Raw genomic sequence first — 16,589 nt, forward strand, 5'->3', positions numbered from 1 at the left:
GCTCTGGCTCTGGCTCTGGCTCTGGCTCTGGCTCTGGCTCTGGCTCTGGCTCTGGCTCTGGCTCTGGCTCTGGCTCTACAGTCAGTGTTGCTGCTGTCTCAGCCGTTGTCGAATCTTCAGATGCAGGTGACAGGTCCGCTTCTGCAGCGCCCTGCTCTTCCTCGCCCTGCTGCAGCTGCTCATCCTGATCAGGCTCCTGCAGCAAGGCCTCCAGATATTCAAATACAACTTTCTTCTGGTCAGCCATGCTTCACTCCTGTCGGCGCCGTTCCAGCAGACTGCGCAACAAACGGGCATAGGCATGTACCCCCCGGCTGCCGGCATCAAGCGACGACGGTACCAGCCCCTTGAGGCTGGCATTTCTGAATTTGGTATCCACCGGCACTACAGCATTGGAAACATGGTCCGGGTAATGGTGGTGCAACTCGCGCAGACTGTTCACGGAGGCCTGAGTTCTGCGGTCATAGAAGGTCGGGACAATGGTGTAGGCGAGCTTGTTGCGGCGCGCACGGTTGATCATTTCAATGGTGCGCACCATGCGCTCCAGCCCCTTGAGCGCCAGAAACTCCGTTTGCACCGGTACCAGCAGGTGGTTACAGGCTGCGAGTGCGTTCACCATCAGCACACCCAGCACCGGCGGGCTGTCCATGATGACGTAGTCATAGTCGGCCTGCAGAAGCTTGAGCGCCTTGGCCACTTGCAGCCCCATGCCTTCCTGCGCCACGGCCTTGCGCTCCAGGGTGGCCAGAGCCGTTGAAGCCGGAATCAGGTCGATGCTTTCATGGCTGGTACCCAGAATCAGCTGACGGACGCGGTCAGGCTCGACTTTTACCTGTTCAAACAGGTCATATACGCTGTGCTCAAGCTCATCGGGGTCGTACCGGAAGTAACTGGTCATGGAACCGTGGGGGTCCAGATCGACCAGCAGCACACGGTAACCGACCTCTGCCAGTAGCCCCGCCAGCGTCACAGCGGTGGTGGTTTTACCAACCCCGCCTTTCTGATTTGAAACTGCCCATACCTGCATCTTTATTGTTCCTGTGCTTGCTCCGGATCCGCCTGACGAAACAGAATTCCCGAATCCGTCTCAACCTGCTCCAGCGTTGGTGCCGCTTCTTGTTGTTGTGTCTGTTCCCGGTCCTGCTCAATCAGCAACGTATTAACGGCGTCATCACTGATACGGTCGCTGCCGTAGGCCTGCACGGCACGACGAACACGCTCATCACGTGCAATCACAATGACAATGCGCCGATTGCGCTGCCGCCCCTCCTCGGTCCGGTTGCTGTAGGCCGGCTGGTACTGTCCATACCCCACTGCCGCCAGCCGCCAGGGTTCAATCCCGCGTTGCTGCAGCAGGCGAACCACTGCAGCGGCACGAGCGGCCGAGAGCTCCCAGTTTGAGGGAAACCGCTCCGTACTGATCGGCTGATTATCCGTAAACCCTTCAACATGTACGGGGTTATTCGCATCCTGCACCAGTTCCACGACCTGCTGCAACAGTGGGTCGGCTTCGATCACCGGAATCGCATCACCACTGGCAAAGAGCAGGCTCGCATTCAGCTCAATGGCAACCCATAAACGGTTGCCTCGCACCAGCACCTGGCCAGCGTCAATCTGCTGTGCGAAGCGCTCACGGGCCTGGGCTTCCATCTGCGTCAATTGATCCGTTACTTCGGGATCGGGCGGCTCAATGCGCGCGTCCGGAGTTGCCAATGGGCGCTGACTGCCCTCCAGAACCCCTTCACCCTGCCCGGTCCCTTCCACCAGTGCCGTTCCACCTTCCGCACGGAAAATCTGGGAGAGCGACTGGGACAGTTGGCGGTATTTTTCTTCGTTGACCGAGGACAGTGCGTACATGACCACGAAAAAGGCAAACAGCAAGGTGACGAAGTCCGCCCAGGAAATCATCCAGCGGTCGGTCTTCAAATCCGTGTCAGGGCGTCGTCTGCGTGGCATCGTTCACGTCCAGATAGCCTTGCAACTTCAGCTGTATGCTCTTGGGCCCCTGGCCCTCGGCAATCAGCAGCAGGCCTTCCAGCATCATTTCACGGTACAGGTTATGCGCATCGATCATTTGACGAAGCTTGGCCGCCAGTGGCAACAGCAGCAGGTTCGCAAGGCCAATCCCATAAACGGTCGCCACAAAGGCCGTGGCGATACCGGACCCGAGCCGGGAAGGTTCATCCAGCTGGGCCATCACCTGAATCAGGCCCAGCACCGCACCGATAATCCCCATCGTGGGTGCATATCCGCCCATGCTTTCCAGCACACGTGCCGCCTGATGATCACGCTGCTCCTGCGCGACCAGTTCCACTTCCAGCGTGGTACGCACCGCATCCACGGGCTTGCCATCGGCCAGCAGTTGCAGGCCGTTGCGCACGAAACGATCTTCAACACGGGCTGCCTCCGGCTCGAGCGCAATGAGGCCCTTTCGACGCGCGGTGATGCACCAGTGGATAAGCGCATCCAGCCCCTGTTCGTGGCGACCCTCTTCAGGCATCGAGGAGCGCCGAAGCAGGCCCAGTGTGCGACGCAACAGAGAAGGCGGTGTCTGGACGACGACCGCCCCCAGGGTTCCACCCAGTACGATCAGGGCAGCGGGCAGGTTAACCAGCTGCATGACGCTGCCACCTTCGAGCTGGTTAGCGCCAACAATGGCCCCAACGCCCAGCAGCAGGCCCAGCAGCACCCACATCAGCGCGGGCCTCGGTTCGCCAGCAGAGGGCCAATGTCTTCCAGAGCCAATATGGCATCGGCCAGGCCCGCATTGACGACGGCCTGAGGCATGCCATAAATGGTGCAGGTTTCCTGATTCTGTGCCCACATGGTCGAGCCTGCCTGCTTCAGCAGGCGCGCACCATCACAGCCGTCAGCGCCCATCCCGGTGAGGATCACGCCCAGCACCTTGCCTGAATAGGTTTTGGCAGCCGATGCATAGGTCACATCCACACTCGGTTTGTAGGTAAGCCGCTCATCTCCGGCGAGCACTCTGACACGGTCCGTCTGCTTGGGGTCGATCATCATCTGCAAACCGCCAGGCGCCAGCAGTGCCTGTCCCGGCTTGAGGCGGTCGCCATCTTCGGCTTCCTTGACGCTGATGTTGCACTGCTGGTTCAGCCGCTCTGCAAACACCTGGGTGAAGGTTTTGGGCATATGCTGAACCAGCAAAATGGGATAGGGAAAGTTTGCCGGCAGGGCCGTTAACACTTTCTGCAGGGCAGCAGGGCCGCCCGTTGATGCCCCGATCACCACCAGCTTGCAATCCGGGAAACGCACACGGCTGGGTGGCGTGGCCGCCACATCCCCCCGTGCCGCTGGCGGCGGGTCACGGCGCAGTGCCGGGCTGACGGGTCTTGCCGAGGTCCGGGGCGCTTCTTCACGCGTCAAGGGTCGCGCAGGGCGAGGTTTGGGCGGCGCCTGGCGTGTTTCGGGCTCCGGCTTGAACACCATGGTTGTACCCTTGCGGGTACTGCCCGGGAAAGACCGTTCCAGCGCAGAGGGGCGCTGATGACGACGGCTGCGGCCGAGCGCAACCAGCCGGTCGATCAGTTGACTGCGCACACTGCTGCCCTTGTCCATCCAGGCCCGAATATCCTTGGGCAGATAATCGGCAGCCCCTGCCTCGAGGGCCTGCAGCGTGACGCGCGCACCCTCGTGGGTCAGGGACGAAAGCATTAACACATTGGTCGGCGCCTCACGCATGATGACCCGGACCGCTTCGATGCCGTTCATCTGCGGCATCTCCACGTCCATTGTCACCACGTCGGGCTTGAGTCGCTTGGCCAGATCAACCGCTTCCTTGCCATTAACTGCGGTGCCTACCACTTGAAGCCGGGGATCATCCTTGAGCATCTCTTCGATGCGGTGCCGGAAAAACCCCGAGTCATCTACGATCAACACACTTACCGGCATAGCGTTTCCTCAGTTACACCCGCCGTTATCAAGTTGATGCGTAGTGTTTCAGCAAATTGGGAATATCAATAATCAGCGCTATACGACCATCACCGGTGATAGTGGCACCTGACAAGCCCGGGGTACCATGCAGGATGCTGCCCAGCGGCTTGATGACGACCTCTTCCTGGCCCACCAGCTGGTCGACGATAAAGCCGACGCGTGTGGTCCCCACGCTGACGATGACCACGTGGCCCTGATCAGGCAGCTCGGCACCTTCCTGTCCCTTGACCAGCCAGCGTTTGAGGTGGAACAGCGGCAGGGCCTGGTCGCGAACAATGATCACCTGCTGGCCATCAACGATATTGGTCTTGGTCAGATCAAGGTTGAAGATCTCGTTCACGTTGACCAGCGGCAGGGCAAACGCCTGACCTTCAAGGACCACCATCAGTGTTGGCATGATGGCCAGTGTCAGCGGTACCTGAATCGCAATGCGGGTACCCTGGCCCAGAATGGAATCGATGCTCAGGGTACCGTTCAGCTGGGTGATCTTGGTCTTGACCACATCCATGCCAACGCCACGGCCGGACACATCCGAAATCTCGGTTTTGGTGGAGAAGCCGGCTTGGAAGATCAGGTTGAAACATTCCTGATCGGTCAGACGGCGCGCCGCCTCGACATCCATCATGCCGCGCTTGACCGCCAGGTTGCGCAATTTCTCCGGATCCATCCCGGCACCATCATCCTGAATAATCAACAGGATATGGTCACCTTCCTGTTCCGCAGACAGGAGAACATGGCCTTCACGGGGCTTGCCGCTACTGGCACGCACATCCGGATCTTCGATGCCGTGGTCAACCGCGTTGCGCACAAGGTGAATCAACGGATCAGCCAGTGCTTCAACCAGGTTCTTGTCCAGATCGGTCTCTTCCCCGCGCAGTTCAAGACGAACTTCCTTCTTCAGGCTGCGAGAGAGGTCACGAATCAGGCGCGGGAAGCGGCCGAATACTTTCTTGACCGGCTGCATGCGGGTCTTCATGACCGAGGTCTGCAGGTCCGCTGTCACCATATCCAGCGTACCCAGTGCCTTGGCCATCTCCTCGTCTTCACGAGTATTGCCCAGCCGGACCAGTCGGTTACGTACCAGTACCAGCTCACCGACCATGTTCATGATCTTGTCGAGCAGTCGAGTGTCAACGCGAACGTTGCTCTCCGCAGCAGGCTTGCCGGGCTTGGCCGCCTTGCTGGTGGGGTCCTTGGACTTTTCAGGTTCCGCCGTGACCGGCGCCACGGCAGCAGCAACGGTAGCGGCCGGATCAGGCGCACTGGTAGCCGCTTCAGGCGCCGCAGGAGCAGGCGCAGGTGCTGCCGGCTCGGAAGCCGCGCCAGAGGCGGGTTGTTCATCATGCGGCAGATGCGCAAAAGCCCCCTGACCTGACGACTGAAGCTCATCCAGCAGCGCTTCAAACTCGTCATCGGTAATCAGGTCGTCGCCTCCGGATGCACTGGCAGCGCCAGTATCAGCCGCACCATCCTGAACACCCGGTCCCTTGCCGGGGCCATGCAGCTCATCCAGCAGGTTTTCGAATTCGTCTTCCGTAATCAGGTCGCTGCTTTCATCACCGCCTTCGGCGTGACTGCCCGCCAGGTCGCCCAACAGCATCTCAAATTCGTCATTCGGCGTATTGGGGTTGCTGCTGGCGGGGGCTTCAGCAGCCGGCTCTGCCGGTGCCTGCGGCTTTGCTGCGGGAGCAGGCTGAGGCGCAACCGGCACGGCCGCCTGTTTGCCTTCGGCAAAATCCTTCAGCGCCTGAAGCAGTTCTGGGGAAGCATGCTCGGGCTCTTCACCGGATCGCACGTTCTCAAACATGGCGTTGACGGCATCCAGTGCCTGCAGCACCACATCCATCAGGTCAGAATTGACCGACAGTTCGCCGTTACGCAGCAGGTCAAACAGGTTCTCTGCCTTGTGGCAGCATTCGACCATCGCTTCCAGCTGAAGGAACCCCGCTCCACCCTTGACGGTGTGGAAGCCACGGAAAATGGCGTTCAGCAGATCCTTGTCTTCGGGACGCTGCTCAAGGTCTACCAACTGTTCCGAAAGCTGTTCAAGAATCTCGCCCGCTTCAACGAGAAAATCTTCCAGAATTTCCTGATCGACATCCAAACTCATACGGAGCTCCTATCAAAATCCCAGGCTGGAAAGCAGGTCATCCACATCATCCTGGTCACACACCGTGTCCCCTTTGCCCGCCGGAAGTTGAGGGCCTTCCGCTCGGATAGGATCCTGTTTCTCTTGTTTCTTTTCACGCTCGCTGTCATCCGACTTGGCGCTGGCACCGCCGTTTTCCGGCATCCCTTCGCCTTCGAGGCTGCTCAGGCGCTCGACCTTGGCAGCCATATCCATCAGATTCACGAGCTGGCCTTCAACCTGCGTCACCAGCGTGATAACACGTCGGATCAACTGCCCGGTTATGTCCTGAACCCCCTGGGAGACGAGGATATCGGTCAAGGTCGTACGCAGTTCTTCAATGGTTTTTTCAGACTCGTTTTTAAGCGTGCAGGTGCGGTCGTAAACCCCATCAAGCGCCTTGAACTCACCTTCCAGCTGCCCAACCAGCAGCAGCAGTTCCTTGAACCTTTCACTCTGCTGATCCAGCTTGTCGACCAGGCTCAAGGAGCGGTCTACGCGGTCCATGGTTTCGTGCGCGCTTTGCTCGGTCAGTTCAATGACGTAGTTGAGACGGTCAGACGCATCGCCCATGGCTGATTGCACATCAGCATCTTCAGCGGAAATCTGACCACCCACATCACTGGAGAAGGTTTTGATCGCTTCATGCAGGCCGCGCGTCAGATGCCCTACTTCATTGTAGAAAACCTGATGGCGAGCAAACTGCAGCTCATTGATCAGCCCCATGGCTTCCGGCAGGTTACCGGCTTCCAACTCGGACACCAGTGCACGAGCTCTGTCCTGCAGGAACTCGTCGAAGCCATTGAAGTCCACTTTGCTGGCCGTTTGTGCTGCCATCTAAACTCCCCGCTAACGCCCGTTAGCCGTCAATACGTTCAAAGATCTTGTCGATCTTTTCTTTCAGCACCGCAGCGGTGAAAGGCTTGACGACATATCCGTTTACACCGGCCTGTGCAGCCGCAATGATCTGCTCACGCTTGGCCTCAGCCGTCACCATCAACACCGGGATCTGTGCCAGGGAAGGATCAGCGCGCACATGCTTGAGCAGGTCGATGCCGGTCATGCCTGGCATATTCCAGTCGGTGATCAGAAATTCGATATGTCCCTGCTGCAGAATGGGCAGTGCCGTTTTGCCGTCATCTGCTTCTTCGACATTGGTAAAACCAAGGTCACGCAGCAGGTTCTTGATGATTCGTCGCATCGTCGAGAAATCATCTACAACAAGAATTTTGATGTCTTTCTTCAAGACACTTCTCCCAGTTCAAAAAACATCTTCCAGCGTTGTCTGTTCATGACAGACGCATCCTGGTACTCAACGCCAGTCCTTCAGCCTTCCTCTCAGTCTCAGTGCCGCCTGGCTGTGAATCTGACTGACACGTGATTCACTGACACCCAGCACCTGACCAATCTCTTTCAGGTTCAGTTCTTCGTCGTAGTACAAAGACAGCACAAGGCGTTCCCGCTCAGGCAAGCGCCCGATGGCATCCGCCAGCGCCTGCCGAAAGCCACTGTCTTCATGGTCTGCACCCGGGTCCGGCTCAGACGCCTGGAACTGCTCACCGGGTGAGTCTTCATTCGACTCTGTCAGCTGATCATAGCTGAACAGCCGACTGTCTACCGAATCCTGCAATAAACCGTGGTATTCCGCGATACTTACACCCAGTTCGGCAGCCACTTCAGCATCGGACGCATCACGTCCGGTACGGTGCTCGATCTGATGAATCGCATCACTGACCCGTCGCGCATTTCGGTGTACCGAACGAGGGGTCCAATCGCCGCGGCGCACCTCGTCAATGATGGCACCACGAATCCGTATTCCGGCAAAGGTTTCAAAACTGGCACCTTTGCTCGCATCATAGCGCCGAGCAGCTTCGAGCAACCCGATCATGCCGGCCTGCAGCAGATCATCCAGTACAACGTTGGCCGGCAGCCGCGCCATCAAGTGGTGCGCAATGCGTTTGACCAGCGGCGTATACTCCTGGATCAGCTCTTGACCCGATTTAAACTCCAGTTCGTTGTACATACACGCTGCTTTTAAGGTGCTCTGGTTCCCTGCACAAGGCGCTCGACAAAAAACTCAAGATGCCCGCGGGGACTGTTATTGACCGGCCAGGCATCCACCTTGTTTGCCAACTGCCGGTATGCAAGTGCCGCCTTGTCCCGTGGATAGGCCTTGAGAACCGCCTGCTGCTTCTGTACAGCCTTGCGTACCGACTCATCATAAGGGATTGAGCCAAGGTATTGAAGCGTCACATCCAGGAACCTGTCGGTAACCGTCAACAGTTTATTGAACATACTACGACCTTCCGATTCCGTTCGGACCATATTCGCCAGCACACGAAAGCGCGTCATCTGGTAATCCCGGTTCAGCAGCTTGATCAGTGCATACGCATCGGTAATGGATGTGGGCTCGTCACACACGACCACCAGCACCTCCTGTGCCGCCCGCACAAAGCTGACCACGGAGTCCGAGATACCCGCAGCGGTATCAATCACCAGCACATCCAGCTCATCCGCAATATCATTGAAGGCATGGATCAGTTCGGCGTGCTCATGCGCGCTCAGTGCCGTCATCTCCTGTGTCCCTGACGCGGCAGGCACAATCCAGAAATTGTCGCCGGCACTGACCATCACGTCCTTGAGGGTCGCATCGCCAGACAGGACATCGGCGATGTTCTGCCGTGCCCGTAGCCCCAGCATGACATCCACGTTGGCCAGGCCAAGGTCGGCATCCATCAGCACAACCCGCTGGTTCATCTCGCTCAGGGCTGCCGCCAGATTAACCGACACGTTGGTTTTGCCAACGCCGCCCTTGCCGCCTGTGACTGCAATAACCTTTACCGGGTGGGTCTGCTTCATCCAATGACTCCTCAGCCCGCCCTGAACAGGGAGTCATCGGAAGCATCGTCCGACTGCCCTGATACCTTTTGTGCCGTGACAACGGCCCGGCTGACGAGGTCATGCCGGCTCGCTATCCCGATATCATCCGGTATTTTCTGGCCATCCGTGATGTAGGCCACCGGCAGCTGTTTCTCGACCGCCAGCGTCAGGGCCTCTCCCAGACTGCCGGACTCGTCGGTTTTACTCAGCACACACCCCTGCAGTCCCAGCGTAGAGTAATTGTCGTATGCGCTGCGCATCAACTGCTGCTGGCTGGAACAGGACAGCACCAGCAGCTTTTTCAGCCTTAAGGTGACACCGGACAACATCTGCATCTGCAACTGCCCCTGAGGGTCCCCTGCATTCATGCCTGCCGTATCAATCAGCACCAGTCGCTTGTTGCGCAACCCCTGCAGCACCTCTTCCAGGCTGTGGTTTTCATCCACCACCCTGACCGGCACATCCAGAATGCGGCCAAAGGTCTTGAGCTGTTCGTGCGCTGCGATACGGAAGCAGTCCGTGGTGACCAGCGCCAGACTGGAGCTGCCATGCTGCAACACATAACGCGCTGCCAGCTTGCCGATAGTGGTGGTTTTCCCCACCCCGGTGGGCCCCACGAAGGCGATCATGCCGCCACGTTCAATCATCTCCTCGCCCAGCACCGGCAAGGCATCCGACAGGCGCGACAGCGCATTACGCCAGGCCTTGTCCGGAGACAGGTCCGGCTCGACGCCACTCATCAGCTGGCGGACCAGGTTTTGCCCCAATCCCAGGTGCTGCAGGCGCTTCACAACCGCTGGCGCCGCCTGCTGAGCATCTGCTCCATATGAAGGTGGCGGAGCCACAGCGGGCTGTGGTGCCTCGCTCTGGCGAGACGCCTGCTGCAACAGGCTGCGCAGTTCCTGAATTTCGCTCTGCATGCTCTGCAGAACACTGTCATCAGCAATGGAGTGATGGTCTTGCTGGGGTGCGCGCGGGGACGGGGGACGGGCAGGTTCAGTATAGGGCTCCGGCGGATCCAGGTGGCGCTGCTCCTGACTCTCACGGCGGCGATTGCGACTGCGCAGAGATTCCAGAATCGAGCGCAAGTCCTCATCATCCTCGTCGTCGATCTGACGGTTGGCATTGCGGTCTGCGGCGGGAGTGGGCTCTGTCATGCGCCGACTGGCTTCGGCAATACGCGCCCGAGTCTTGTTCAATTCGGCTTCCAGTGCCGCATTACGGCTGGCCTGCGCCGACTGGTGCGAATGGCCACCGGTGAGGATCTTGATCTGCTCATCTCGTCGGGACGGCGATGGTGACGCTGAAGCACGGTTACGCTTCAGCTCGGCCTGAGCTGCCTCGTATTCGTCTTCGCGAGCCGCCACGACCTCAACCCCACCCGCTACGCGATGGTTGGAGATGATAACCGCGTCGGCCCCAATCTCTTCCCGCACCCGGCGCATCGCCTGACGCATATCCGGTGCAAAGATGCGTTTGACTTTCATATGCTTCCCTTATCGGCAGCCAGTCGCCAAACCCTAGCCATTTTGTCCACCCACTGTGGCCACGATGGTGACTTTCTTGTTTTCAGGGATCTCCTGATAGGAGAGTACATGAATTTGGTGCTCACCATAACGGACAAACTTCGCCATCAGCGGCCGCACCGGAGCCGCTACCAACAGAACGGACGGTTTGCCCGCCATTTCCTGACGCTGTGCAGTTTCTGCCAGCGATTTCTGCAGACGCTCGGCCATACCCGGCTCCAGCACCATGCCTTCATCCCCCTGCCCCTGCTGCATTGAGTTCAGCAGCATCTGCTCCAGCGAAGGCTCCAGCGTAATCACCGGCAGATCCGGATCCGAGCCATTGATCGTCTGTACAATCAGACGCGCCAGCGCGACGCGAACGGCCGCAGTCAGCGCCAGCGGATCCTGAGTACGCTGCACCGCCTCGGCCAGCGCCTCGGCAATGGAGCGGAAGTCCTTCAGCGGCACCTGCTCCATCAACAGGTTCTGCAACACTTTCAACAGCGCGCTGATGGAAAGCTTCTTCGGAATCAGCTCTTCTACCAGTTTGGGACAGGATTTGGTCAGCAGATCCAGCAACTGCTGGACTTCTTCATGCCCCAGCAACTCGTGCGCATGTGACTGCATGATCTGATTGATATGCGTCGCCACCACGGTACTGGCATCCACCACCGTGTACCCCAGCGTCTGGGCCTGTTCTTTCTGGCTCTTCTCGATCCAGACAGCATCGAGCCCGAACGCCGGGTCCTTGACCGCGACGCCCTTCAGATCCCCGAAGACCTGGCCGGGATTGATCGCCAGTTCGCGGTCAGGGTAGATTTCGGCTTCACCGGCAATCACCCCCATCAACGTCACCCGATAGGCACCCGGCATCAAATCCAGGTTGTCACGGATATGCACCGACGGCACCAGGAAGCCCAGATCCTGAGACAGCTTCTTGCGCACCCCCTTGATCCGCCCCAGCAGCTGACCGCCCTGCATCTTGTCCACCATCGGAATCAGGCGATAGCCCACTTCCAGGCCGATCATGTCCACCGGCATCACATCATCCCAGCCAAGCTCCTTCTGCTCTTCGGGAGGCTGCTCGGCCTCAATATTCTGTTCCTCTTCCGCTGCCTGCGCCGCGGCCTCTTCACGCTGCTCTTCTCGACGGCGGATCCACCAGGCACCCCCTGCCGCAGCCGCTGCAAGACCGATAAAGGCGATATGCGGCATGCCCGGCACAATGCCCATAATGAACAGTATGGCAGCCGCCACGCTCAGTGCACGCGGGGAGGCAAACATCTGGCGGAACACCTGTGTGCCCATCGCCTCGGAGGAGTTGGCGCGTGTCACCATCACGGCCGCCGCGGTTGACAGCAGCAGCGACGGAATCTGGGCCACCAGGCCATCACCGATCGTCAGCAGTGAGTAATACTGCAGCGCCATGTCGAAGTTCAGCCCGTGCTGAACCATCCCGATGCCAAGACCACCCAACAGGTTGATCACGAGGATCAGAATGCCTGCGACCGCATCCCCGCGGACGAACTTTGACGCACCGTCCATCGCACCGTAGAAGTCCGCTTCCTGAGTCACTTCGCGACGACGGTCGCGCGCTTCATCCTGGTTAATCAGGCCCGCGTTCAAGTCCGCATCGATCGCCATCTGCTTGCCCGGCATCGCATCCAGCGTAAAGCGGGCACTTACTTCGGAAATACGCCCGGCACCCTTGGTCACCACCACGAAGTTGATGATGACGAGAATCAGGAAGACGACGATACCCACGACGTAATTGCCGCCAACCACCACGTCACCAAAGGCCTGGATCACCTTACCTGCCGCATCGCCCCCTTCGTGACCGAACAGCAGCACCACACGGGTCGAGGCCACATTCAGTGCCAGCCGCAACAGTGTTGCCGCCAGCAGGATGGTCGGGAAAACGGCAAAGTCCAGCGGACGGAGGGCGTAAATGCTGACCAGCAGCACCACGATCGACAGCGCGATGTTGAACGTAAAGAAAACGTCCAGCAGGAAAGGCGGCATCGGCAGCGTCACCATGCCGAGGATCACCAGCAACAGCAGCGGAATACCCAGATTCCCCTGTGTCAGTCCTCGCACATTATTGATGATGACGTCGCGTTCCACTCGTCCTCCAAGGCGTCAAAAAAACGACAAAAATACACCCAGTGAGTCTTATGTTGTTTGGACTCTGGGCCAACTGCGGGTTTTTTGATGTTTTTCTGACGATTCGTCAGTACCCGAAGAGGAGTAATGCAAAAATCCGGCCAACTTACTCCGGCTCCGGATCATTGCGCAACTCGTCAGGAATATCGAAATCGTCTTCGCGGGGAGGTTCCGGCGTCTCATCCAGATGCTGGCGTGCACGCTTGAGCTGGAACACATAGGCCAGCACCTGGGCCACGGACTTGTACAGACCGGCCGGGATTTCGTCACCTATCTCGGTGTTGTGATAGAGCGCCCGAGCCAGTGCCGGTGCTTCGAGCAGAGGCACATCGTTGGCTTCGGCAACTTCTCGAATCTTGAGCGCGATGAAGTCAGCGCCCTTGGCAATCACGCGCGGTGCGCCTCCACCACCCTGATCATACTTCAGCGCTACGGCATAGTGGGTCGGGTTGGTAATGACCACATCGGCTTCCGGTACTTCCGACATCATCTTGCGCTGTGCGATTTCACGCTGCAACTGACGGATTCGCCCTTTAACCTCCGGCTTACCCTCCGTGTTCTTCATCTCATCCTTCACTTCCTGCATGGTCATCTTCAGCTTCTTGTTGTAGTCGTAGAGCTGAAAGGGCACGTCCACCAGGGAGATAATGATGAGAGACAGACTCATGACCAGAAAAGACCAGCCCAGAATCTGCAGGGAGTGAGCCATCGCGGGTTCGACGGCTTCACGGGCCAGCGCCATCAGGTCGGGACGGTCCAGCCAGAGCACCATGATGGCGAAGGCCCCGACCAGCAGAAACTTGGCCAGCCCCTTGCCCAGTTCGACCAGCGCCTTGAGTGAAAACATGCGCTTGAGCCCGCTCAGCGGGTTGATCCGACTCCCCTTGGGCTGCAGCGCCTGACCGCTGAAATTCCAGCCGCCCAGCGCAATTGGACTTAACAGCGCCGCCAGCAGGGTCAGCAGAAAAAAGCCCCACAGACTGAAGAACCCCTCAAACAGCGCCTCCCCCAGGTGGGTAAACATCAGCGCCGTATCAAAGGCATCTCGCCGATCCAGCGTGAAGCTTTCCTTCATGATATTCATCATGGTGGTCGCCACATTGTCGCCAAACAGCAGAGCGGCGGCCGCTGCAGACAGCAGGAGGGCGGTTGAACCCAATTCACGCGAGCGGGGTATGTCGCCTTTCTCGCGCGCTTCTCGAAGGCGTTTCTCCGTGGGTTCTTCTGTTTTTTCCTGACCCGTTTCTTCTGCCATCTCAGCGTCCTGATTTCAGCAGCGCGGCAATATTATCCAGCGCCTCGGCAGAAAAGGTCTGGTAGTGGCTGAAAAAGCCGGACAGGCTGGCCCAGACGATGAACAGGCCCATCAACATGGTGAACGGGAAACCGATGGCAAAAATATTCAACTGAGGGGCCGCCTTGGTCATGATGCCGAAGGCAAAGTTCACCACCAGCAGCGCCGTGACGGCAGGCAGCGCCATCAGCAGTGCCGCCATAAACAGCCAGCCGCCTGAAAGCGCCACCTCCCAGAGGGTAACCCGGCTCACGCCTTCCAGCCCCACCGGCACTACGGTGAAGCTTTTCACCATGATTTCGATCAGTACCAGATGCCCGTTCATGCCAAGGAACATCATCATCACCAGCATCAGATAGATCTGCGCAATGATCACCACATTTACCCCGTTGGCCGGGTCACTCATGGAGGCAAAGCCCAGACCCATCTGCATCGCCATGATCTGACCACCGGCCACAAAGCTTTGCAGCAGGATCGTGGCCGAGAACCCCAGCAGGCTGCCCAGCACGACCTGCTGGGCAATGACGATCCAGCTCTGGACCGATATGGGATCAAACACCGGCATGGGCGGGAGCGAGGGCACAATCAGGATGGTAACGATCAGCGCCAGCCCCAGCCGCAGGCGTGCCGGCAGCATCTGGGTACCGATGATCGGCATGGCCATGAAAAATGACATGACCCGAAACAGTGGCCACAGAAATGAACTGACCGATTGCTCTATCTGCATCAAGCCGAATTCCATGGGTCACCTAGGAGATAAGCCGCGGGATATTGAGGAACAGGTAGTTGAACAGGTCGGAAATCTTGGTCACGATCCAGGGGCCTGCCCACATGACCGCCAGCAGAGTCACGATCAGGCGGGGCAAGAAACTCAGCGTCTGCTCGTTGATCTGGGTGGCTGCCTGAAACACGGAGATAACCAGACCGACAGCCAAAGAGGGGCCCACAATCACGGCCACAATCACCACGATCAGCCAAAGCGCCTGTCCAAACAGGTCCAGAATCATTCCCGGATCCATAGGCCCTCCTCGCTAAATGCCAAAACTTGCCGCCAGCGTTCCAACCACCATCGCCCAGCCATCAACCAGTACAAACAGCATGATCTTAAACGGCAGGGAGATGATGATGGGCGACAGCATCATCATACCCATGGCCATCAAGACACTGGCCACCACCAGATCGATGACCAGAAACGGAATAAACAGCATGAAGCCGATCTGGAAAGCCGTTTTCAGCTCACTGGTCACAAACGCCGGTATGAGGATAGTAAAGGGGATCTCTTCCACATTTTCCACCGGCGGCGTTTCCGAAATGCGCATGAACAGATTCAGGTCACTTTCCCGGGTCTGCCGCAGCATGAATTCGTGGAAGGGCACACCGGCGGCTCTGAACGCCTCCTGAGGGCCCAACTCCTCGTTAATATACGGTTGCACGGCACTTGTGTTCACCTCTTCCAGCACCGGCGACATGATAAACAGGGTCAGGAACAGGGACAGGCCGATGATAATCTGGTTGGAGGGCGTCTGCTGCAGCCCCAGCGCCTGACGCAAAATGGCAAACACGATGATGATGCGGGCAAAGGAGGTCATCATCATCAGCATCGCCGGCAGGAACGTCAGCAGCGTCATCAGTGCCAGAATCTGGATGGTGACGCTGTAATTGGTCGTGCCGTCCTCTTCCGTGACCAACGTCACGGCCGGGATGCCGGTTTCCGCCCAGACCGGGGTCATCGGCAGCAGAAGCAGGAGGATCAGGCCCAACCAGCGCATCAGCGTTCGCCTCCACGCGACAGCACCTGCTGCAGCCGCTCCGCAAACGCCGCACCACGCACCTCGGCGCTGTCCAGCACCGGCTCCTCAAATTCCACCAGCAGACTGACCCGCCCGGGTGCAACACCCAGCAGCATCTGCCGTTCGCCAACCTGTACCAGAACCGCTCGCTCACGCTGGCCCAGCGGCAAGGCGGCCAGCACTTTCATGCCCTGCCCACCGGCCGGGACACCATTCACACGGCGTACCAGCCAGGCCAGCAGCAGGATCAGCCCCACCACCAGCACCAGCCCAAGGGCGAGCTGAATCAGAGCCCCCCAGGAAAGCGGATCCGGCAGGCTGGGTTTCGGCTGTTCGGCCTGCTCAGCCGCATGCGATAGCACAGGCAACAACAGGCAAAGGAGGGCTGCTCCGAGTCGATACAGGATCATTTCAGGCGGCGAATCCTTTCCTGCGGGCTGATCACGTCGGTCAGTCGGATCCCGTAACGGTCATTGACGACCACGACTTCGCCATGCGCGATCAGGGTGCCGTTCACTTTCACGTCCAGCGGCTCACCCGCCACACGGTCCAGCTCGATCACTGACCCCTGACTCAGCTGCAGCAGGTTCCGAATGGCAATTTCCGTCCCGCCCACTTCCATGGTCAGGTTGACGGGAATATCCAGAATGACATCCAGCTTGGGGTCGGCTATTGGCGTGGAGTCGTCCTGAAGCTCATCAAGCTCAACTCCCTGTGCAGGCGGCTCTCCTCCCCCCTGCTGTGCCTGAACATCATCAAGCAAGGCGTCGGCATCAGCACTGGCATCACCGGTTTGCTGTTCCAGGGCCGCGGCCCATTCATCCGCCAGCGCATCCTGATCCTGATTGTTGTTCTCGTCACTCACGTTTTGC

General features: G+C 58.7%; 18 protein-coding genes. All 18 read right to left on the reverse strand.

Annotated elements, in window-relative coordinates; genetic code table 11:
* Positions 1-247: hypothetical protein (locus H9C73_RS07120; RefSeq protein ID WP_209287122.1), on the reverse strand; the 247-nt coding region annotated here is incomplete at its 3' end.
* Between the two features lie 3 nt (positions 248-250).
* Positions 251-1,027, reverse strand: a complete 777-nt coding sequence (locus H9C73_RS07125; protein ID WP_209287123.1) for a ParA family protein — start codon at positions 1,025-1,027, stop codon at positions 251-253.
* Positions 1,028-1,029: 2 nt separating this feature from the next.
* Positions 1,030-1,956, reverse strand: a complete 927-nt coding sequence (motD, locus tag H9C73_RS07130) for a flagellar motor protein MotD (RefSeq protein WP_209287124.1) — start codon at positions 1,954-1,956, stop codon at positions 1,030-1,032.
* On the reverse strand, positions 1,934-2,695 hold the full coding sequence (locus tag H9C73_RS07135) for a flagellar motor protein (RefSeq protein ID WP_209287125.1): 762 nt from the start codon (positions 2,693-2,695) through the stop codon (positions 1,934-1,936). The genes motD and H9C73_RS07135 overlap by 23 nt, the downstream gene beginning before the upstream one ends.
* Positions 2,695-3,912: a protein-glutamate methylesterase/protein-glutamine glutaminase gene (locus H9C73_RS07140; protein ID WP_209287126.1), complete on the reverse strand. Its 1,218-nt coding sequence runs from the start codon at positions 3,910-3,912 to the stop codon at positions 2,695-2,697. Before H9C73_RS07140 ends, H9C73_RS07135 begins: the two co-directional genes overlap by 1 nt.
* 28 nt (positions 3,913-3,940) lie before the next feature.
* Positions 3,941-6,064, reverse strand: a complete 2,124-nt coding sequence (locus H9C73_RS07145) for a chemotaxis protein CheA (protein ID WP_209287127.1) — start codon at positions 6,062-6,064, stop codon at positions 3,941-3,943.
* A gap of 12 nt (positions 6,065-6,076) precedes the next feature.
* On the reverse strand, positions 6,077-6,919 hold the full coding sequence (locus H9C73_RS07150; RefSeq protein WP_209287128.1) for a protein phosphatase CheZ: 843 nt from the start codon (positions 6,917-6,919) through the stop codon (positions 6,077-6,079).
* A 22-nt stretch (positions 6,920-6,941) separates the two neighbouring features.
* A complete protein-coding gene (cheY, locus tag H9C73_RS07155; RefSeq protein ID WP_209287129.1) occupies positions 6,942-7,328 on the reverse strand; it encodes a chemotaxis response regulator CheY in 387 nt (128 codons plus the stop codon).
* A 66-nt stretch (positions 7,329-7,394) separates the two neighbouring features.
* A complete protein-coding gene (locus tag H9C73_RS07160) occupies positions 7,395-8,105 on the reverse strand; it encodes an RNA polymerase sigma factor FliA (protein ID WP_209287130.1) in 711 nt (236 codons plus the stop codon).
* A gap of 11 nt (positions 8,106-8,116) precedes the next feature.
* Positions 8,117-8,941, reverse strand: coding sequence for a MinD/ParA family protein (locus H9C73_RS07165; RefSeq protein WP_209287131.1), 825 nt, complete (start codon positions 8,939-8,941; stop codon positions 8,117-8,119).
* Positions 8,942-8,952: 11 nt separating this feature from the next.
* Positions 8,953-10,449 (reverse strand): flagellar biosynthesis protein FlhF, encoded by a 1,497-nt coding sequence (gene flhF / locus H9C73_RS07170; protein WP_209287132.1) that lies wholly within the window; start codon positions 10,447-10,449, stop codon positions 8,953-8,955.
* A 33-nt stretch (positions 10,450-10,482) separates the two neighbouring features.
* Positions 10,483-12,594, reverse strand: coding sequence for a flagellar biosynthesis protein FlhA (gene flhA / locus H9C73_RS07175; RefSeq protein WP_209287133.1), 2,112 nt, complete (start codon positions 12,592-12,594; stop codon positions 10,483-10,485).
* A 145-nt stretch (positions 12,595-12,739) separates the two neighbouring features.
* Positions 12,740-13,888, reverse strand: coding sequence for a flagellar biosynthesis protein FlhB (flhB, locus tag H9C73_RS07180; RefSeq protein ID WP_209287134.1), 1,149 nt, complete (start codon positions 13,886-13,888; stop codon positions 12,740-12,742).
* Position 13,889: 1 nt separating this feature from the next.
* Entirely contained in the window at positions 13,890-14,669 is a 780-nt protein-coding gene (gene fliR / locus H9C73_RS07185) for a flagellar biosynthetic protein FliR (protein ID WP_236014141.1), read from the reverse strand.
* A gap of 7 nt (positions 14,670-14,676) precedes the next feature.
* Positions 14,677-14,946, reverse strand: a complete 270-nt coding sequence (gene fliQ, locus H9C73_RS07190) for a flagellar biosynthesis protein FliQ (RefSeq protein ID WP_209287135.1) — start codon at positions 14,944-14,946, stop codon at positions 14,677-14,679.
* Between the two features lie 12 nt (positions 14,947-14,958).
* On the reverse strand, positions 14,959-15,696 hold the full coding sequence (fliP, locus tag H9C73_RS07195; protein WP_209287136.1) for a flagellar type III secretion system pore protein FliP: 738 nt from the start codon (positions 15,694-15,696) through the stop codon (positions 14,959-14,961).
* Positions 15,696-16,127 carry a flagellar biosynthetic protein FliO gene (gene fliO, locus H9C73_RS07200; RefSeq protein WP_209287137.1) on the reverse strand — a complete coding sequence of 144 codons (432 nt, stop codon included), beginning with the start codon at positions 16,125-16,127 and terminating at the stop codon, positions 15,696-15,698. The genes fliP and fliO overlap by 1 nt, the downstream gene beginning before the upstream one ends.
* Positions 16,124-16,582 (reverse strand): flagellar motor switch protein FliN, encoded by a 459-nt coding sequence (gene fliN / locus H9C73_RS07205; RefSeq protein ID WP_209287138.1) that lies wholly within the window; start codon positions 16,580-16,582, stop codon positions 16,124-16,126. The genes fliO and fliN overlap by 4 nt, the downstream gene beginning before the upstream one ends.
* Positions 16,583-16,589: the final 7 nt, after the last annotated feature.

This window comes from Marinobacterium alkalitolerans (genome assembly GCF_017776525.1).
In the GTDB taxonomy this organism is placed as follows: Bacteria; Pseudomonadota; Gammaproteobacteria; order Pseudomonadales; family Balneatricaceae; genus Marinobacterium; species Marinobacterium alkalitolerans.